This window comes from Microbacterium lacusdiani (genome assembly GCF_054779895.1).
On the sequence record NZ_BAAGXJ010000003.1, the window covers coordinates 76,113 to 95,049 of the forward strand.

The window sequence follows — 18,937 nt, forward strand, 5'->3', positions numbered from 1 at the left end:
GCGCCTCAATCGAACGAACGGAATCCCATGGCATCCACCGCAGACATCAAGAACGGCGTCGTGCTCTCGATCGACGGACAGCTCTGGAGCGTCGTGGAGTTCCAGCACGTCAAGCCCGGCAAGGGCGGCGCGTTCGTGCGCACCAAGCTCAAGAACGTCGTGACCGGCAAGGTCGTCGACAAGACGTTCAACGCGGGCGCCAAGGTCGACATCCAGAACGTCGACCGCCGCGACTTCACCTACCTGTACAACGACGGCGAGAACTTCGTGTTCATGGACGCGAAGGACTACGACCAGATCAACGTCCCCGCCGCCACGGTCGGCGACGCGGCCAAGTTCCTCCTGGAGAACCAGGAGGTCACGATCGCCACGCACGACGGCACGCCGCTGTACGTCGACCTGCCCGCGTCGGTCGTGCTCGAGATCACCTACACCGAGCCGGGCCTGCAGGGCGACCGCTCGTCGGCCGGCACCAAGCCCGCCACGGTCGAGACGGGCGCCGAGATCCAGGTGCCGCTGTTCCTCGAGACCGGCACGCGCGTCAAGGTCGACACCCGCACCGGCGAGTACCTCGGCCGCGAGAAGTGAGCGCACGGACCAAGGCACGCAAGCGCGCGCTCGACATCCTCTTCTCCGCGGACGTGCGCGGCGACGACCTGGCGGTCGCCCTCGCGGCCGAGGCCAAGCGCGCCGCGTCGGAGCCGGCGCGCCAGGCGTCGTGGCTCTACGCCCGCGAGATCGTGGATGGCGTGATCGACCACGCCGAGGAGATCGACGAGCAGATCACCACCCACAGCCGCGACTGGAAGCTCGAGCGCATGCCCACGGTGGACCGCGCCCTGCTCCGGATCGCCACGTGGGAGATCCTCTTCAACGATTCCGTCCCGACGGCGGTCGCGATCGACGAGGCCGTCGAGCTCGCCAAGGAGTTCTCGACGGACGACTCGGGCGCGTTCGTGCACGGCGTGCTCGCGCGCGTCGCCCGCTCGTCCTGACGCCCCGCGTCGAATGGGGCCGGATCCACCACCGTGATCCGGCCCTTTTCGCGTTGTGTGGCGATGAAGCCCGGCCTGTGGAGCCTCGTGCGAGCGAAGCGAGCTGTAAGATGAACTCACCTGCACCTTTAACACCGTCCCGTGAGGCGGAGAAGGGAGAGGCCGATGAGCACGCGCGCGACCGAACGCACTGTGCTGCAAGACGCCGACATCGCGCGGGCCCTGACTCGGATCGCACACGAGATCCTCGAGTCCAACAAGGGCCCCGATGGTCTGATCCTGCTGGGCATCCCGACCCGCGGCGTCACCCTGGCCCGCCGGCTCGCCGCGCTGATCGAGCGCTTCGCGGGCGTCGCGGTCCCGGTGGGCGCCCTGGACGTCACGATGTACCGCGACGACCTGGCGAAGCACCCGACGCGCACGCCGCACCCCACCGACATCCCTGCCCCGATCGACGGCAAGGTCGTGGTCCTGGTGGACGACGTGCTGTTCTCGGGCCGCAGCATCCGCGCGGCGCTCGACGCGCTGCAGGACATCGGACGCCCCGCCGCCGTGCGCCTCGCGATCCTCGTGGACCGTGGGCACCGCGAGCTGCCGATCCGCCCCGACTTCGTCGGCAAGAACCTGCCGTCCGCCCGCAGCGAGCGCGTCAACGTGCGCCTCTCCGAGGTCGACGGCGCCGAGGACGGCGTCTCGATCGAGACGCCCGCCGGCCGGGCCGAGGAGGCCGGCGCATGAGGCACGTGCTCGACACCCGCACGCTCGGGCGGGAGGACGCGATCCGCATCCTCGACGTCGCCGAGGACATGGCCGATACGCAGTCCCGCGAGGTGAAGAAGCTGCCGACGCTGCGCGGCAAGACCGTCGTCAACCTGTTCTTCGAGGACTCGACCCGCACGCGCATCTCGTTCGAGGCCGCCGCGAAGCGACTCTCGGCCGACGTGATCAACTTCGCGGCCAAGGGCTCGAGCGTGTCCAAGGGCGAGAGCCTGCAGGACACCGCCCAGACGCTGCAGGCGATGGGCGCCGACGCCGTGGTCATCCGGCACGGCGCGTCGGGCGCCCCGCGCACGCTCGCGACGAGCGGATGGATCGACGCTGGTGTCGTGAACGCCGGCGACGGCACGCACGAGCACCCCACGCAGGCGCTGCTCGACGCGTTCACCATGCGCAAGCGCCGGTACGGGGCCGACAGCCGCGGCCGCGACCTCGCGGGGTTCCGCGTCGCGATCGTGGGGGACATCCTGCACTCCCGCGTCGCGCGCTCGAACGTCTGGCTGCTGCACACGCTGGGGGCGGAGGTGACGCTCGTCGCCCCTCCGACCCTGCTGCCGCAGGACATCTCGCTGTGGCCCGTCACCGTGCGGTACGACCTCGACGAGGCGATCGCCGCCGGCCCGGACGCCCTGATGATGCTCCGGATCCAGCTCGAGCGCATGAACGCCGCGTATTTCCCCTCTGAGCGGGAGTATTCGCGCCGCTGGGGGCTGGACCCGGTGCGGCTGGCGGCCCTGCCGGCCGGTAGCATTGTGATGCACCCCGGACCCATGAACCGGGGCCTGGAGATCTCCGCCGAGGCGGCCGATTCGCCCCGCTCGACCGTGCTCGAGCAGGTCAAGGCGGGCGTGTCCGTGCGGATGGCGGTGCTCTACCTGCTGCTGGCGGGGGAGCGGACGAACGCGGAGCGAACGACGGAGGAGGAGCGATGAGCGAGGTGCTCCTCATCACCGGAGCGGCGATCGAGGGCGGGGACCGTGCGGACCTGCTGATCGAGGACGGCCGGATCGCCGAGGTCGGCAGCGGCCTGTCCCGCGCCGGCGCGCGCGTGATCGACGCCGACGGGCTGATCGCGCTGCCAGGCCTGGTCGACCTGCACACCCACCTGCGCGAGCCGGGCTACGAGGCGAGCGAGACGATCCTGACCGGCACGCGCGCGGCCGCCGCGGGCGGCTACACGGCGGTGTTCGCGATGCCGAACACCTCGCCGGTCGCGGACGTCGCGGGCGTCGTCGAGCAGGAGCTCGCGCTCGGCGAGGCGGCCGGCTACGCCACGGTGCAGCCCATCGGCGCGGTCACGGTCGGCCAGAAGGGCGAGCGGCTCGCGGAGCTCGGCGCGATGGCCGACTCGCGCGCCCGGGTGCGCGTCTTCAGCGACGACGGCTTCTGCGTGTGGGACCCGCTGATCATGCGCCGCGCGCTCGAGTACGTGAAGGCCTTCGACGGCGTCGTCGCGCAGCACGCGCAGGACCCCCGCCTCACCGAGGGCGCCCAGATGAACGAGGGCGTCGTGTCGGCCGAGCTGGGTCTCGCCGGATGGCCCGCGGTCGCCGAGGAGTCGATCATCGCCCGCGACGTGCTCCTCGCCGAACACGTCGGCTCCCGCCTGCACGTGTGCCACCTGTCGACGGCCGGATCGGTCGACATCATCCGCTGGGCGAAGAAGCGCGGGATCGACGTCACGGCCGAGGTCACGCCGCATCACCTGCTGCTGACCGACGAGCTCGTGCGCGACTACGACGCCCGCTACAAGGTCAACCCGCCGCTGCGGACCGCCGAGGACGTCGAGGCTGTGCGCGAGGGCCTCGCGGACGGCACGATCGACATCGTGGCGACCGACCACGCACCGCATCCGTCCGAGAGCAAGGCGTGCGAGTGGCAGGCCGCCGCGAACGGCATGGTCGGGCTCGAGAGCGCGCTGCGGGTCGTGCACCAGTCGATGGTCGAGACCGGCCTGCTCGACTGGGCGGGCGTCGCGCGCGTGATGTCCAAGACCCCCGCGCGCATCGGACGCCTCGACGGTCACGGCACCGACCTGGTCGCCGGCGCGCCCGCCGAGGTCGTGCTGTACGACCCGTCGCGCGGCGGCGAGTTCGGCCTCGAGGACCTGCGCGGCCGCAGCCGCAACTCGCCGTATCTCGGACGCGAGCTCCCCGGCAGCGTCCGGTGGACGATCCACCGCGGCTACGTCACGCTCGCCGACGGCGAGCTGGTCGAGCTCGGGGGCACCGCGTGAGCGGCGAGGTCACCGTCCTGGTGTTCGCCGGGATCGCGCTCGCGCTGATCGCGCTGATGCTGTGCGGCTGGCGCCGTCGCGCCCGCCGCGACGCGGGCATCGCGGCGCCGCTCGGGCCCGCCCGCGGCGAGAGCCGCGGGGTCTTCGGCGGCCTGTACGTGGCCACCACGCGCCACGATGCGCCGCTCGACCGGCTGGCCGTGCGCCACCTCGCGTACCGCTCGCGCGTGCAGGTCACCGTGACGGCCGCGGGCGTCGCCCTGGACATGCCGGGCCAACCCACGGTCTTCCTCGACGCGACGCGCATCGCGGGCGTCGGCCGGGCCACCTGGACCATCGACCGCGTCGTCGAGCCGGGCGGCCTCGTGCTGCTGGCCTGGACCGCCGACGACGGCACGATCTGCGACACCTACCTGCGTCTGCAGGACGGAGACCCCGACGCCCTCGTGGCCGAGGTCGACCGCCTGCGCACCGACTCCGCCTCCACCCCGACGGGAGCCCTGTGATGACATCCCTGCTCGACCGCACTTCGCTGCTGGACCGGGACCCTGCGGTCCTCGTCCTCGAAGACGGCACGCGCTACGCCGGCCACGCGTACGGCGCGCGCGGCACCACGCTCGGCGAGGTGGTCTTCACCACCGGCATGACCGGCTACCAGGAGACCCTGACGGATCCGTCCTACGCCGGCCAGATCGTGCTCCAGACCGCGCCCCACATCGGCAACACCGGCGTCAACACGGAGGACCCCGAGTCGCGCCGCGTCTGGGTCGCCGGCTACATCGTGCGCGACCCCTCGCGCGTCGTCTCGAACTGGCGCGCGGAGGAGTCGCTCGACGACGCCCTCGAGCGCGACGGCATCGTCGGCATCAGCGGCATCGACACGCGCGCGGTCACGCGCCACATCCGCTCGGCCGGCAGCATGCGCGGCGGCATCTTCTCGGGCGAGGCCGCGGGCCTGGACGCCGACGAGCAGCTGCGCCTCGTGAACGAGGCCCCGCAGATGACCGGACAGAACCTCTCCGGCCAGGTGTCGGTCGAGGTCGCCGCCGTGACCCCCGCCGAGGGCGAGAAGATCGGCAACGTCGCGGTGATCGACCTCGGCATCAAGCAGGCCACCGTGAACAACCTCGCGCGCCGCGGCTTCGAGGTGCACGTCCTGCCGCAGAGCGTCACCAAGGAGGAGCTGCTCGCGATCGACCCGGTCGCGGTGTTCTACTCCAACGGCCCGGGCGACCCCGCCGCGTCCGAGGGCCACGTGCAGCTGCTGCGCGGCGTCCTCGACGAGGGCCTGCCCTTCTTCGGCATCTGCTTCGGCAACCAGCTCCTCGGCCGCGCGCTCGGGCTGGGCACCTACAAGCTGCCCTTCGGGCACCGCGGCATCAACCAGCCGGTGCGCGACAAGCTCACGGGTCGCGTCGAGATCACGGCCCACAACCACGGCTTCGCGGTCGACGCGCCCCTCGAGGGCGAGTTCGACAGCCCCGCCGGCTACGGCCGCGTCGAGGTCAGCCACGTCGGCCTCAACGACAACGTCGTGGAGGGCCTGCGCGCCCTCGACATCCCGGCCTTCTCGGTGCAGTACCACCCCGAGGCCGCGGGCGGCCCGAACGACGCCAACTACCTCTTCGACCGATTCCGCGACATGGTCGTGGAGCACCTCAGCAAGAAGGACGCGAATGCCTAAGCGCGACGACATCTCCTCCGTCCTCGTCATCGGATCGGGCCCGATCGTCATCGGTCAGGCCTGCGAGTTCGACTACTCGGGCACCCAGGCGTGCCGCGTGCTGCGCGAGGAGGGCGTCCGCGTCATCCTCGTGAACTCGAACCCGGCCACGATCATGACCGACCCCGACTTCGCCGACGCGACGTACATCGAGCCGATCACCCCCGAGGTGATCGAGACGATCATCGCCAAGGAGAAGCCCGACGCGATCCTGCCGACGCTGGGCGGCCAGACGGCGCTCAACGCCGCCATGGCCCTGCACGAGCGCGGCATCCTCGAGAAGTACGACGTCGAGCTGATCGGCGCGAAGGTCGAGGCGATCCAGAAGGGCGAGGACCGCCAGATCTTCAAGCAGCTGGTGCTCGACGCCGGCGCCGACGTCGCGCGCAGCGTGATCGCCCACACCATGGACGAGGTGCTCGCCGGGGCCGCCGAGCTCGGCTACCCGCTGGTCGTCCGCCCCTCGTTCACGATGGGCGGCCTCGGCTCGGGCTTCGCGTTCGACGAGGAGGACCTGCGCCGCATCGCCGGCCAGGGCCTGCGCGAGTCGACCACCACCGAGGTGCTCCTGGAGGAGTCGATCCTCGGCTGGAAGGAGTACGAGCTCGAGCTCATGCGCGACACGGCCGACAACACGGTCGTGGTCTGCTCGATCGAGAACGTCGACCCGGTGGGTGTCCACACCGGCGACTCGATCACGGTCGCACCGGCGCTCACGCTCACGGACCGCGAGTACCAGAAGCTGCGCGACATCGGCATCGACATCATCCGCGCGGTGGGCGTCGACACCGGCGGCTGCAACATCCAGTTCGCCGTCAACCCGGCCGACGGCCGCATCATCGTCATCGAGATGAACCCCCGCGTGTCGCGCTCGTCGGCGCTCGCGTCGAAGGCCACGGGCTTCCCGATCGCCAAGCTCGCCGCCAAGCTCGCGCTCGGCTACCGCCTCGACGAGGTTCCCAACGACATCACGGGCGTGACGCCCGCGTCGTTCGAGCCCACGCTCGACTACGTCGTGGTGAAGGTGCCGCGCTTCGCGTTCGAGAAGTTCCCGGCGGCGGACCCGACGCTCACCACGACCATGAAGTCGGTCGGCGAGGCCATGGCGATCGGCCGCAACTACGCGACCGCGCTGCAGAAGGCGCTGCGCTCGATCGAGAAGCGCGGCTCGAGCTTCCACTGGGGCGACGAGCCCCGCTCGGCCGACGAGCTGCTGCTCGAGGCGCGCACGCCCACAGACGGCCGCATCGTGCTCGTGCAGCAGGCGCTGCGCAAGGGCGCCACGGTCGAGCAGGCGTTCGAGGCCACCGCGATCGACCCGTGGTTCCTCGACCAGATCGTGCTGATCAACGAGGTCGCCGAGGCGGTCGCCGACGCCGACCGGCTCGACGAGCGCGTGCTGCGCCTCGCGAAGGAGCACGGCTTCTCGGACGCCCAGATCGCGCAGCTGCGCGGCCTGAGCGAGGTCGAGGTCCGCGGAATCCGCCACGGATTCGGCCTGCGCCCCGTCTACAAGACGGTCGACACGTGCGCCGGGGAGTTCCCCGCGCTCACGCCGTACCACTACTCGAGCTACGACTTCGAGACCGAGGTCACGCCCTCCGACCGCAAGAAGGTCGTGATCATCGGATCGGGCCCGAACCGCATCGGCCAGGGCGTCGAGTTCGACTACTCGTGCGTGCACGCGTCGTTCGCGCTCTCGGCCGCCGGCTACGAGACCGTCATGGTCAACTGCAACCCCGAGACCGTCTCGACCGACTACGACACCTCCGACCGCCTGTACTTCGAGCCGCTGACGCTCGAGGACGTGCTCGAGGTGCTGCACGCCGAGTCGCTGTCGGGCGAGATCCACGGCGTCGTGTGCCAGCTGGGCGGCCAGACGCCGCTGGGCCTGGCCAAGGGCATCGAGGCGGCGGGTTATCGCATCCTCGGCACCAGCCCCGCCGCGATCGACCTCGCCGAGGACCGCAAGCTGTTCGGCGAGATCCTGGAGCGCGGCGAGCTCGTCGCTCCGCGCAACGGCACCGCGACCGACGAGGCCGAGGCCGTGCGCATCGCCGAGGAGATCGGCTACCCGGTGCTGGTGCGCCCGAGCTTCGTGCTCGGCGGGCGCGGCATGGAGATCGTGTACGACACCGCGAGCCTGCGCGACTACTTCGTGCGCATCGCGGAGCACGCGATCATCGGCCCCGACGCCCCGCTGCTCGTGGACCGGTTCCTCGACGACGCCGTGGAGATCGACGTCGACGCGCTCTACGATGGCCACGAGCTCTACATCGGCGGCGTCATGGAGCACCTCGAGGAGGCCGGCATCCACTCGGGCGACTCCAGCTGCGCGCTGCCGCCCATGTCGCTCGGCCGCACCGAGATCGACCGCGTCCGCCAGGCGACGCTCGCGATCGCGCAGGGCGTGGGCGTGCGCGGCCTGCTGAACGTGCAGTTCGCGATCAGCGCCGGCGTGCTCTACGTGATCGAGGCGAACCCGCGCGCCAGCCGCACCGTCCCGTTCGTGTCCAAGGCCCTGGGCATCCCGCTCGCCAAGGCCGCCGCGCGCATCATGGCGGGCGAGACGATCGACGCGCTGCGGACCGAGGGGCTGCTGCCCGCGGTCGACGGCTCCCGCGTGCCGATGGACTCGCCGGTGTCGGTCAAGGAGGCGGTGCTGCCGTTCAAGCGCTTCCGCACCCGCGACGGCCAGATCGTGGACTCCGTGCTGGGCCCGGAGATGCGCTCGACCGGCGAGGTCATGGGCATCGACCGCGACTTCCCGACCGCGTTCGCGAAGAGCCAGGCGGCCGCGTACGGCGGCATCCCGCTCGGGGGCACGGTGTTCATCTCGGTCGCCGACTCCGACAAGCGGGACGTGCTGCTCCCGGCGCACCGCCTGCAGCAGCTCGGCTTCACGATCCTCGCGACGGAGGGCACGGCCGAGATCCTGCTGCGCAACGGCATCCGCGCCGAGGTCGTGGGCAAGTACAGCGCGACGCAGGAGACCGGCGAGGAGAACATCGTCGACCTGATCAACGCGGGCCGCGTGGACATGATCGTGAACACGCCGAGCGGCATGTCGGCGCGCGCCGACGGATACGAGATCCGCGCGGCCGCGGTCGGCGGCGACAAGGCGCTGTTCACCACGATCGCGACGCTCGGCGCCGCGGTGAGCGCCATGGAGACCATGGCCGACGGCTTCCGCGTCAAGAGCCTCCAGGAGTACGCCGCCGAGCGCGAGGGCCGGACGGCCGCCGCGCCGGAGGCGGTGGCGGCCCGATGATCCGGGGACGGCTGTGACGACGTTCGGGGAGCGCGCCCGCGCCGCGATCGGGCGGCACGGGCACCTCTGCGTCGGCATCGACCCCCACGAGCCTCTGCTGGCGGCGTGGGGGCTGGCCGCGGACGCCGCGGGCGTGCGCGAGTTCGGCCTGCGCGTCGTGGATGCCGCCGCGACGCGCGCGGGCTTCGTGAAGCCGCAGGTGTCGTTCTTCGAGCGCCACGGATCGGCGGGGCTCGCGGCCCTCGAAGACGTCCTGGCGGCCGCGCGTGCGGCCGGGCTCGTGGTGATCGCGGACGCCAAGCGCGGCGACATCGGCTCGACCATGGACGCCTATGCCGCGGCGTGGCTGACGCCCGGCGCGCCGCTCGAGGCGGACGCGCTCACCGTGAGCCCTTACCTCGGGGTCGGCGCCCTGGCGGGCACCTTCGACCTCGCGCACGCCCACGGCAAGGGCGCTTTCGTGCTGGCCGCGACCAGCAACCCCGAGGCGACCGCGCTGCAGCGCGCCGTCACGGCCGGCGGCGCCACGGTGTCGTCCGAGATCGTCGCCGAGGTGTCGGACCGCAACGCGGCCGCGATCGCCGACGGCGCGTGGGGGAGCATCGGGTTCGTGATCGGCGCCACGGTCGACTGGGCCGAGGCGGGCCTCGCGCCGTTCGCGCCGCTCGCCCCGATCCTCGCGCCCGGCTTCGGCCACCAGGGCGCGCGCGCTGATCGGCTCGCCTCCATCTACGGGCCCATGGCGCCCGCCGTGATCGCGAGCGAGAGCCGCAGCATCCTGTCGGCCGGACCCGACGGGATCGCCGACGCGATCGCCGCGGCCGCCGCCTCCTACCCGCCCGCCGCCCCGTCACCCGCCCGAGGGGAGACCCCCGATGTCTGACGCCGCACCGAGCTCGCAGCGGCCGCCGGAGGTGGACCGCGCCGCCGCCTCGCGCAAGGCCGTCGCCGCCCGACGCGCCCGCGCGTCGCTCAAGCGCGACCTCGCGACCCGTGTCGTCACGCCGCAGGAGGTGCTGCGCCGCGCGGTCGCCGATCCGGCGTCGCCCGCCGGCACCCTGCGCGTGCCGGACTTCCTGACGGCCCTGCCGGCCATCGGCGAGGGCAAGCGCGACCGCATCCTGACCCAGCTGGGCATCTCGCCCGTCAAGCGCCTGGGCGGCCTCGGCACGCGGCAGCGCGCCGCGCTGCAGGAGTGGCTCGACCGCCGCATGCCCGAGCCGCGGCCGCGGCCCGCTCGCAGCCGGCTGCTCGTGCTCGCCGGTCCGACCGCGGTCGGCAAGGGCACGGTCTCGGCCCGCATCCGCGAGGAGCACCCCGAGATCCTGGTCTCGGTGTCGGCGACGACCCGCGCGCCGCGCCCGGGTGAGGTCGACGGCGTGCACTACTACTTCGTGGACGACGCCGAGTTCGACCGGATGATCGCGGAGGGCGAGCTTCTCGAGCACGCGGTGGTGCACAACAAGCACCGCTACGGCACGCCGCGCGGCCCGATCGACCGCGCGCTGGCGGAGGGGCGCACCGTCCTGCTCGAGATCGACCTGCAGGGCGCCCGCCAGGTGCGCGCCGCCGAGCCGAGCGCGTCGCTGGTGTTCCTGCTGCCCCCGAGCTGGGACGAGCTGGTCAACCGGCTCGTCGGTCGCGGCACCGAGGACGAGGAGGAGCGCGCCCGCCGGCTGCGCACCGCCAAGGTGGAGCTCGCGGCGCAGGGGGAGTTCGACTTCCACATCGTGAACGAGGACGTCGCCACCGCCGCGCGCCAGGTCGTAGACTTGACGCAGGCGTCCGAGCGCTGATCGCCGCGTGCCCACGCGGCCGCGCCCGGCCCCGACCGTCTTCCCGCGACTGCCGTCGCCCGCACAGGAGGTTCCGCATGACCACGGAGAACAAGGGCATCATCGACCCGCCCATCGACGAGCTGCTCGACAAGGTCGACTCGAAGTACCAGCTCGTGATCTACGGCGCCAAGCGCGCCCGCCAGATCAACGACTACTACACCGACCTGCACGAGGGGAACCTGTTCGACAACGTCGGCCCGCTGGTCGACTCGTCGGTCGAGGACAAGCCGCTCACGATCGCGCTGCACGAGATCCACCAGGACAAGCTGCGCCTGCGTCACGTGGAGTAACAGCACACTCGCGCTCCGCGCCGAGGACCGCACGGTGTCGGCGGGCGCCGCCAGAATAGGCGGCGACCGCCTTTCATTTGAGGAGAGCACATGAGCCTTCGGCTTTTCACGTCAGAGTCCGTGACGGAGGGGCACCCGGACAAGATCTGCGACCAGATCTCCGACAGCATCCTCGACGGTCTGCTGGCGCAGGACGCCGAGAGCCGCGTGGCGGTCGAGACCCTCGTCACGACCGGCCTCGTGCACGTCGCGGGCGAGATCCGCACGGAGGCGTACGTCGAGATCCCGGCGATCGTCCGCGGCGTCATCAACCGCATCGGCTACACGTCGAGCGACATGGGCTTCGACGGCGACTCGTGCGGTGTGAGCGTCTCGGTCGGCGAGCAGTCGAGCGACATCGCCGCGGGAGTCGACAAGGCCCTCGAGATCCGCGAGGGCTCGTCCGACGCGTACGACGCGCTCGGCGCGGGGGACCAGGGCATCATGTTCGGCTTCGCGACGAACGAGACGCCGCAGCTCATGCCGATGGCCGCCTGGACCGCGCACCGCCTGGCGGAGCGGCTGACCGAGGTGCGGCGCAACGGCGAGATGCCGTTCCTGCGGCCCGACGGCAAGACCCAGGTCACGCTCGGCTACGAGGGCTTCACGCCCAAGACCGTCGACGGGGTCGTGATCTCGGCGCAGCACCACCCGAAGATGACCCAGGACGAGCTGCGTGGCGAGATCGAGGAGCTCGTCATCCGCCCGGTGCTCGAGCAGACCGGCCTCGACCACGAGGGCGTCAAGCTCTACATCAACCCGGCGGGCCCCTTCGTGACCGGCGGCCCCAAGGGCGACGCGGGCCTCACGGGCCGCAAGATCATCATCGACACCTACGGCGGCGCCGCGCGTCACGGCGGCGGCGCGTTCAGCGGCAAGGACCCCTCCAAGGTCGACCGCTCGGCGGCCTACGCGATGCGCTGGGTCGCCAAGAACGCGGTCGCCGCGGGCCTGGCCGATCGGCTCGAGGTGCAGGTCGCGTACGCGATCGGCAAGGCGAACCCCGTGGGCCTGTACGTCGAGACCTTCGGCACGGGCCGCGTCTCCGACGACGCGATCGTCGACGCGATCCGGTCGGTGTTCGACCTGCGCCCCGCCGCGATCCTCGAGGCGCTGGATCTGAAGCGCCCGATCTACGCGCAGACCGCGGCGTACGGGCACTTCGGACGCGAGCTGCCGGACTTCACGTGGGAGCAGACCACGCGGGTCGACGAGCTGCGCCGCGCCGCCGGGCTCTGACCGGAGACAGCCGGATGCCGCGGCGCGTCGCGCGCGTGCTGATCGACTCGCCCCTGCCGCAGCTCGATCGCCTCTTCGACTACGCGATCCCGGACGAGCTGCGGGAGCAGGCCGTGCCGGGCGTGCGGATCAAGGCGCCGCTGCGCACCGCGGGGCGCGTGGTCGACGGCTACGTCGTCGAGGTGGGCGACGAGTCCGACGGGGACCGCGCGCTCTCGGAGATCGACGCGGTCGTATCGACGGCGGCGGTGCTGCCGGAGCGGCTCTACACGCTCGCGCGCCGGGTCGCGGATCGCGCGGCGGGCTCCGCCGTCGACATCCTGCGGCTGGCGACCCCGAAGCGCCAGGTGCGCGTCGAGAAGCAGTGGCTCGCGGGGGAGCGCGCGCCGGCCCCGGTCGTCGCGGCGGACTCCCTCGAGACGGCTCGCGCGGTGCTCGGCGCCTACCCCGGCCTCGCCGAAAGGATCGCCGCGGGCGGGCGGATCGCGCTGGACGCGCCGCCGCGGCTCGAGGGCGCGCGGCCGGCATGGACCTCGGTCCTCGCAGCCGCGGCGGCCGCCACGCTCGCGGCGGGACGCTCGGCCGTGCTGGCGGTTCCCGATCACCGGGATCTCGACCTGCTGCACGCCGCGCTCTCGGCGCTGCTCCCGGACGACGCCGTGGTGCGTCACGACGCCGGACAGACCGGGCCCGAGCGGTACCGCGGATTCCTGCGCACGCTGGAGGACGCGCCGTGCGTCGTGGTCGGCAACCGGTCGGCCGTGTACGCGCCGGTCGCCCGGCCGGGCCTCCTCGCCCTCTGGGACGACGGCGATCCGCTGCTCGAGGAGCCGCTGGCGCCGTACGTGCACGCGCGCGACGCCGCGCTCGTCCGCCAGGAGCTCGCGGACCCGGAGACGGGGGAGAAGCCGGCGCTTCTTCTCGCGGGGCACACCAGGTCGACGGACGTCGAGCGGCTGGTCGCGGTGGGATGGGTCGAGGACGTCCCGCCCGCGCGCCGCTACGCGCCGCGCGTGGTCCTCAGCGCGGTGACGGAGAGCGAGCGGCCCGGTGCGCGCATCCCGTCCGCGGCGTTCCGCGCGGCCCGCGAGGGGCTCGCCGAGGGGCCGGTCCTCGTGCAGGTGGCCAGGCCCGGGTACTCGCCCACGCTCGTGTGCGCCGACTGCCGGGCGCCGGCGCGATGCCGGCACTGCGGCGGGCCGCTCCACGCGCCCGGGCGCGGCGCCACTCCCGTGTGCGGGTGGTGCGGCCGGTCGGCGACCGCCTGGACGTGCCCGGCCTGCTCGTCGCCGCGCGTGCGCCTGGCATCCTCGGGCAGCGAGCGCACGGCCGACGAGCTGGGTCGCGCCTTCCCGGGCGTGCGCGTGATCGTGGCCGACGGCGCGCACCCGGTGCGCGAGGTCGACGCCCGCCCCGCGCTGGTGGTCGCCACGCGCGGGGCGGAGCCGATCGCCGAGGGCGGGTACCGCGCCGTGCTGCTGCTCGACGGCGACCGCATGCTGCAGGCGCCCGAGCTCCGCATCGGCGAGTCCTGCCTGCGCTGGTGGTCCAATGCCGCCGCCCTGGCGGCGCCGGACGCCCCCGTGCACCTGGTGGGCGTCACCGGCGCGGTCGCCCGCGCCCTCGCGACCTGGACCCAGGCGTCCTACGCGCGCGCCGAGCTGCACGAGCGCGCGCCGCTGCGGATGCCGCCCACCGCGCGCGTGGCCCGCCTCGAGGGCGACGTCTCGGCGGTCGACCGGGCGCTCGCCACCCTGCGGGCCGACGTGCCCGAGCTCGCCGCCGACGCCGTGCTCGGGCCGGTGCCGATCGACCGGCAGGGCTGGCCCGGCGCGCGTGCGCTGGTGCGCTTCGACTACGCGCGAGGCGCCGCGGTCGCGACCAGCCTGCGCGCGTCGGTCGTCTCGGAGGCCGTGAGCGCGCGCTCGGCGCGCAAGGGCTCGGCGAGGTCCCGGGCGCCGCGGAATATGCTTACGGCGAGGCTCGACATCGTCGAGCCCGAACTGTGAATGCGCCTGCTCCGTGGCGCGCGAGGCGAGGGATGCGGATGACCACTGATCGACGAGCTCCGCGGCTGAGGATCGTGTTCGCCGGGACCCCGTCGGTGGCGGTGCCGTCGCTGCACGCCCTCCACGCCGCCGGCCACGACATCGCCGCGGTCGTGACCCGCCCCGATGCGCCCCTCGGACGCAAGCGCGTGCTCACCCCGTCACCCGTCGCGGCCGCCGCGGAGGAGCTCGGCCTGCCCGTGATCAAGGCGGCCCGGCTCGACGCCGAGGCGACGGAGCGGATCGCGGCGCTGGACCCGGAGCTCGCGGTCGTGGTCGCCTACGGCGGGCTGGTGCGCGAGCCGCTGCTCTCGCTGCCGCCGCACGGCTGGATCAACCTGCACTTCTCGCTGCTGCCGCGCTGGCGCGGGGCGGCGCCGGTGCAGCGGGCGCTCATGGCCGGCGACCGCGTGACGGGGGCCGCAGTGTTCCGGCTCGTCCCGGAGCTGGACGCCGGGGACGTGTTCGACGAGCTGCGCTACGACGTGCCCGCGGACGCCACGGCGGGCGATGTGCTCGAGGCGCTCGCGGATCTCGGAGGGGGGCTCCTCGCCGACGTCGTCGACGGCATCGCGGCCGGAACGGCGGTCGCGGTGCCACAGAAGGGCGAGGCGACGCACGCCGCCAAGCTGTCGATCGACGACGGCCTGCTCGACTGGCGCGAGCCCGCGGACCGCGTCCTCGACCGGTTCCGGGGCGTGACCCCCGAGCCGGGCGCGCACACGCTGCTCGACGGAGCGCGCTTCAAGATCCTCGCGGCGCGGCCGGCGGACGCGGACGCGGACGAGCCGCTGCCGCCCGGCCGGGCGCGGGCGGTGAAGCGCGGCGTGCTGGTCGGCACGGGCACCGAGCCGATCCTGGTGGAGCGCGTGCAGCCCGCGGGCAAGGCCGCGATGGACGCCGCCGCCTGGGCGCGCGGCGCGCGCGCCGACGTCGTCTTCGAGACGCCCGAGGCGAACCGATGATGGTCGAGCACCGCGACGGAGGCGCGCGCCCCCGCCGGTCCGCGCCCGGTTCCGCGCGGCCCCGCCGCGCACCCGGCGGACCGCGCACGGTCGTCCAGCCCGCGCGTCGCGCCGCCTACGCGGTGCTGCGCGCCGTGAACGAATCCGACGCGTACGCCAACCTGCTGCTGCCGCGCGAGCTGGAGCGCGCCGGCCTGTCGGGCGGCGACGCCGCGCTCGCGACGGAGCTGACGTACGGAACGCTGCGGCGCCTCGGCACCTACGACGCCGTGATCGCCGCGGCGGCGGACCGCGACGCGGCGTCGATCGACCCGCCCGTGCTGGACGCGCTGCGCCTCGGGGTGCATCAGCTCATGGCCACGCGCGTCGCGTCGCACGCGGCCGTGAACGAGTCGGTGTCGCTCGCCCGCGAGGCCTCGGGCGCGGGCGCGGGGGGCTTCGCGAACGCGGTGCTCCGGCGCGTCGCCCGCGACACGCCGGACGAGTGGATGGCGCGGGTCGCGGACACCGCGCGCTCCGACGACGAGCGCATCGGCCTCGAGGCCGCGCACCCGGTCTGGATCGTCCGCGCGCTGCGCCGCGCCCTCGCGGCCGAGGGACGCGCGGACGAGCTCGACGACCTGCTCGATGCCGACAACGTGTCGCCCCGCGTGACCATGGCGGCGCTGCCGGGGCTCGCCGAGCCTGACGGGCTCCGCACCGCGTACTCGCCCGTGGGCTTCCGGCTGCGCTCGGGCGACCCCGAGCCGCTGGTGCGGGAGTCGGGCGGCACCGTGCGCGTGCAGGACGAGGGCTCGCAGCTCGTCGCGCTCGCGCTCAGCCGGCACGCGCCGGTCGAGCCGGGGGAGCGGTGGCTGGATCTCTGCGCCGGCCCCGGCGGTAAGACGGCCCTGCTCGCGGCCGAGGCGCTCGCACACGGCGCGCGGCTCGAGGCCAACGAGCTCGTGCCGGCCCGCGCGGGCCTGGTGCGGCGCGCGCTGGAGGCGGTGCCGCTCGAGGTCGTCGTGCACGAGCGCGACGGACGCGAGCTGGCCGCCGAGAATCGCGGCGTCTACGACCGGATCCTCGTCGACGCGCCGTGCACGGGGCTCGGCGCGCTGCGCCGCCGCCCCGAGGCGCGCTGGCGCAAGCAGCCGTCGGACGTCGCGGAGCTCGCCGAGATCCAGACCGGCCTGCTGCGCGAGGCGATCGGCGCCCTGAAGCCGGGCGGCGTCGTCGCTTATGTCACGTGCTCGCCGCACCTCGCCGAGACGGCCGCGATCGTGGCCCAGGTGCGGGACGAGCTCGGCGACGCGGTCGAGGAGCTCGACGCGCGGGCGGTGCTGCGCCGGGTGTCGCGCGGCGCGCTCGACCTGCCGGTCCCCGAGAGCGGTGCCGGGCATGCGCAGCTGTGGCCGCACCGCCACGGCACCGACGCGATGTTCCTGGCGCTCCTGCGCCGCCGCCGATAATGGACCACATGCCGCATCCCTCGGACCTCCCCGCGCCGCGCATCAACCCGAGCATCCTGTCGGCGGACTTCGTCAACATGCAGGACGAGCTCGCCCGCATCTCGGCGGCGGACTTCGTGCACGTGGACGTCATGGACAACCACTTCGTGCCGAACCTGACCTTCGGTCCGCAGATGGTGGCGCGCATCCAGGACACCAGCCCGGTGCCGCTCGACGTGCACCTCATGATCGACGACCCCGACCGCTGGGCGCCGGGATACGCGGAGCTCGGTGCGGCGTCGGTGACGTTCCACCTCGAGGCGGCGGCCGAGCCCATCGCGCTGGCCCGGCGGCTGCGGCACATCGGCTCCCGCGCCGGCGTCGCGGTGAAGCCCGCGACCGACGTCGAGCAGCTGTTCGAGCACCTGCACGAGTTCGACCAGATCCTCGTGATGACGGTCGAGCCGGGCTTCGGCGGCCAGTCGTTCCGCGCCGACACGATGCCCAAGCTCCGCCGCCTCGCCGACGAGACCCGCCGGCGCGGCGCCGACGTGTGGCTCCAGGTGGACGGCGGCATCTCGGCGTCGACCATCGAGCAGGCCGCCGAGGCCGGCGCGGACACGTTCGTCGCCGGATCCGCCGTGTACGGCGCCGACGACATCGACGTGGCGATCGATACGCTCCGCCACCTCGCCCGCCCGCATCTTCATTGATTTCTCACGCCCGCGTGAGGGCGCGCTTCGCGCGCAGTCGCTTCGCTCCACGCTCGCTGCGCTCGCACGACGGTCGAGGTCCAACGCCCGGTCGTTGAGCGGAGGCGAGGAACGAGCCGGAGTCGAAACGTGGCTGCACCCGCCTTACGGCCGCATGCCGGGGGCGTGGTGCCGACACTGACCCGGTGCGAGCGGAGCGGGCTCCGGATCCCCGGTAACCTTGACGGGTGAAGACTTTCGACGCGCTGTTCGCCGAGCTGAGCGAGAAGGCGCAGACGCGGCCCGAGGGATCGGGGACCGTGGCGCAGCTGGACGCCGGCGTGCACGCCATCGGCAAGAAGATCGTCGAGGAGGCCGCCGAGGTCTGGATGGCCGCCGAGTACCAGTCGGACGACGAGGCCGCCGAGGAGATCTCGCAGCTGCTGTACCACGTGCAGGTCATGATGCTCGCGAAGGGCCTGACGCCGGCCGACGTCTACCGACATCTGTAGGCCGCTCCCCGCCTCGTCGACCCCTCACCCGAAAGCACCCATGCTCCGCATCGCCGTCCCGAACAAGGGATCCCTGTCCGAGACCGCCGCCGAGATGCTCGCCGAGGCCGGCTACGCCGGCCGCCGTGACTCGAAGCAGCTGCACCTGATCGACGCCGCGAACGACGTCGAGTTCTTCTTCCTGCGTCCGCGGGACATCGCCACCTACGTGGCGCTCGGCGCCCTCGACGTCGGCATCACCGGGCGCGACCTGCTCCTGGACGTCCGGATGCCCGCGCGCGAGATCGAGTCGCTGGGCTTCGGCGACTCCACGTTCCGCTTCGCGGCCCCTCCCGGCCGCTTCGAGACGCTCGAGCAGCTCGAGGGCGTGCGCGTCGCGACCGCCTACCCGGGCCTCGTGGACGCGTTCCTCGACGAGCGCGGCGTCGCCGTCGACATCGTGCCCCTGGACGGCGCGGTCGAGTCCGCCGTGAAGCTCGGCGTCGCCGACGCGGTCGCCGACGTGGTGTCGACCGGCACCACGCTGCGCCAGGCGGGCCTCGAGATCTTCGGCCCCGTGCTGCTCGAGTCCGAGGCCGTGCTCATCACGGGCCCCAAGGACGTCGAGGGCACCGAGACGCTGCTGCGCCGCCTGCGCGGCGTCATGGTCGCGCGCCAGTACGTCATGGTCGACTACGACCTCCCGGCGAAGCTCGTCGACCGCGCGGTGGAGATCGCCTCGGGCATCGAGTCGCCCACCATCTCGCCGCTGCGCGACCCCGAGTGGGTGGCCGTGCGCGTGATGGTGCCCCGCAAGGGCGTCAACCGCGTGATGGACGACCTGTACGAGCTGGGCGCGCGCGCGATCCTCGTGACGGCCATCCACAACGCGAGGCTGTAGCC

General features: G+C 73.1%; 18 protein-coding genes. All 18 read left to right on the forward strand.

Annotated elements, in window-relative coordinates; all coding sequences use genetic code 11:
* Positions 1-27: 27 nt before the first annotated feature.
* The 18 genes from efp to hisG all read left to right on the forward strand — a co-directional run bounded on the left by efp (position 28) and on the right by hisG (position 18,935).
* A complete protein-coding gene (efp, locus tag ACYVGN_RS02445; RefSeq protein ID WP_055988320.1) occupies positions 28-588 on the forward strand; it encodes an elongation factor P in 561 nt (186 codons plus the stop codon).
* The gene (nusB, locus tag ACYVGN_RS02450; RefSeq protein WP_055988318.1) at positions 585-995 is read left to right on the forward strand and encodes a transcription antitermination factor NusB; all 411 of its coding nucleotides are present in this window, start codon (positions 585-587) and stop codon (positions 993-995) included. The genes efp and nusB overlap by 4 nt, the downstream gene beginning before the upstream one ends.
* A 165-nt stretch (positions 996-1,160) precedes the next feature.
* Positions 1,161-1,733 carry a bifunctional pyr operon transcriptional regulator/uracil phosphoribosyltransferase PyrR gene (gene pyrR / locus ACYVGN_RS02455; RefSeq protein ID WP_460788547.1) on the forward strand — a complete coding sequence of 191 codons (573 nt, stop codon included), beginning with the start codon at positions 1,161-1,163 and terminating at the stop codon, positions 1,731-1,733.
* A complete protein-coding gene (locus ACYVGN_RS02460) occupies positions 1,730-2,704 on the forward strand; it encodes an aspartate carbamoyltransferase catalytic subunit (RefSeq protein ID WP_460788549.1) in 975 nt (324 codons plus the stop codon). The genes pyrR and ACYVGN_RS02460 overlap by 4 nt, the downstream gene beginning before the upstream one ends.
* Positions 2,701-4,008: a dihydroorotase gene (locus tag ACYVGN_RS02465; protein WP_460788551.1), complete on the forward strand. Its 1,308-nt coding sequence runs from the start codon at positions 2,701-2,703 to the stop codon at positions 4,006-4,008. Before ACYVGN_RS02460 ends, ACYVGN_RS02465 begins: the two co-directional genes overlap by 4 nt.
* Positions 4,005-4,514 (forward strand): PH-like domain-containing protein, encoded by a 510-nt coding sequence (locus ACYVGN_RS02470; RefSeq protein ID WP_055988310.1) that lies wholly within the window; start codon positions 4,005-4,007, stop codon positions 4,512-4,514. Before ACYVGN_RS02465 ends, ACYVGN_RS02470 begins: the two co-directional genes overlap by 4 nt.
* Positions 4,514-5,692, forward strand: coding sequence for a glutamine-hydrolyzing carbamoyl-phosphate synthase small subunit (carA, locus tag ACYVGN_RS02475; RefSeq protein ID WP_460788554.1), 1,179 nt, complete (start codon positions 4,514-4,516; stop codon positions 5,690-5,692). Before ACYVGN_RS02470 ends, carA begins: the two co-directional genes overlap by 1 nt.
* On the forward strand, positions 5,685-9,002 hold the full coding sequence (carB, locus tag ACYVGN_RS02480; RefSeq protein ID WP_460788556.1) for a carbamoyl-phosphate synthase large subunit: 3,318 nt from the start codon (positions 5,685-5,687) through the stop codon (positions 9,000-9,002). Before carA ends, carB begins: the two co-directional genes overlap by 8 nt.
* Positions 9,003-9,015: 13 nt before the next feature.
* Complete coding sequence (pyrF, locus tag ACYVGN_RS02485; RefSeq protein ID WP_460788558.1) at positions 9,016-9,885, forward strand: orotidine-5'-phosphate decarboxylase; 870 nt, start codon at positions 9,016-9,018, stop codon at positions 9,883-9,885.
* A complete protein-coding gene (gene gmk / locus ACYVGN_RS02490) occupies positions 9,878-10,798 on the forward strand; it encodes a guanylate kinase (RefSeq protein ID WP_460788560.1) in 921 nt (306 codons plus the stop codon). The genes pyrF and gmk overlap by 8 nt, the downstream gene beginning before the upstream one ends.
* 77 nt (positions 10,799-10,875) lie before the next feature.
* Entirely contained in the window at positions 10,876-11,130 is a 255-nt protein-coding gene (gene rpoZ / locus ACYVGN_RS02495; RefSeq protein ID WP_460788561.1) for a DNA-directed RNA polymerase subunit omega, read from the forward strand.
* Between the two features lie 90 nt (positions 11,131-11,220).
* Positions 11,221-12,408, forward strand: a complete 1,188-nt coding sequence (gene metK / locus ACYVGN_RS02500; RefSeq protein WP_055988297.1) for a methionine adenosyltransferase — start codon at positions 11,221-11,223, stop codon at positions 12,406-12,408.
* Positions 12,409-12,422: 14 nt separating this feature from the next.
* Positions 12,423-14,417, forward strand: coding sequence for a primosomal protein N' family DNA-binding protein (locus ACYVGN_RS02505; RefSeq protein ID WP_460788563.1), 1,995 nt, complete (start codon positions 12,423-12,425; stop codon positions 14,415-14,417).
* Positions 14,418-14,482: 65 nt separating this feature from the next.
* Positions 14,483-15,421: a methionyl-tRNA formyltransferase gene (fmt, locus tag ACYVGN_RS02510; protein ID WP_460789207.1), complete on the forward strand. Its 939-nt coding sequence runs from the start codon at positions 14,483-14,485 to the stop codon at positions 15,419-15,421.
* Positions 15,418-16,872 carry an RsmB/NOP family class I SAM-dependent RNA methyltransferase gene (locus ACYVGN_RS02515; RefSeq protein WP_460788565.1) on the forward strand — a complete coding sequence of 485 codons (1,455 nt, stop codon included), beginning with the start codon at positions 15,418-15,420 and terminating at the stop codon, positions 16,870-16,872. The genes fmt and ACYVGN_RS02515 overlap by 4 nt, the downstream gene beginning before the upstream one ends.
* A gap of 8 nt (positions 16,873-16,880) precedes the next feature.
* Positions 16,881-17,564 carry a ribulose-phosphate 3-epimerase gene (gene rpe / locus ACYVGN_RS02520; RefSeq protein WP_460788567.1) on the forward strand — a complete coding sequence of 228 codons (684 nt, stop codon included), beginning with the start codon at positions 16,881-16,883 and terminating at the stop codon, positions 17,562-17,564.
* Between the two features lie 227 nt (positions 17,565-17,791).
* On the forward strand, positions 17,792-18,055 hold the full coding sequence (locus tag ACYVGN_RS02525) for a phosphoribosyl-ATP diphosphatase (protein WP_055988291.1): 264 nt from the start codon (positions 17,792-17,794) through the stop codon (positions 18,053-18,055).
* A 40-nt stretch (positions 18,056-18,095) separates the two neighbouring features.
* Positions 18,096-18,935 (forward strand): ATP phosphoribosyltransferase, encoded by an 840-nt coding sequence (gene hisG / locus ACYVGN_RS02530; protein WP_055988289.1) that lies wholly within the window; start codon positions 18,096-18,098, stop codon positions 18,933-18,935.
* Positions 18,936-18,937 lie beyond the last annotated feature (2 nt).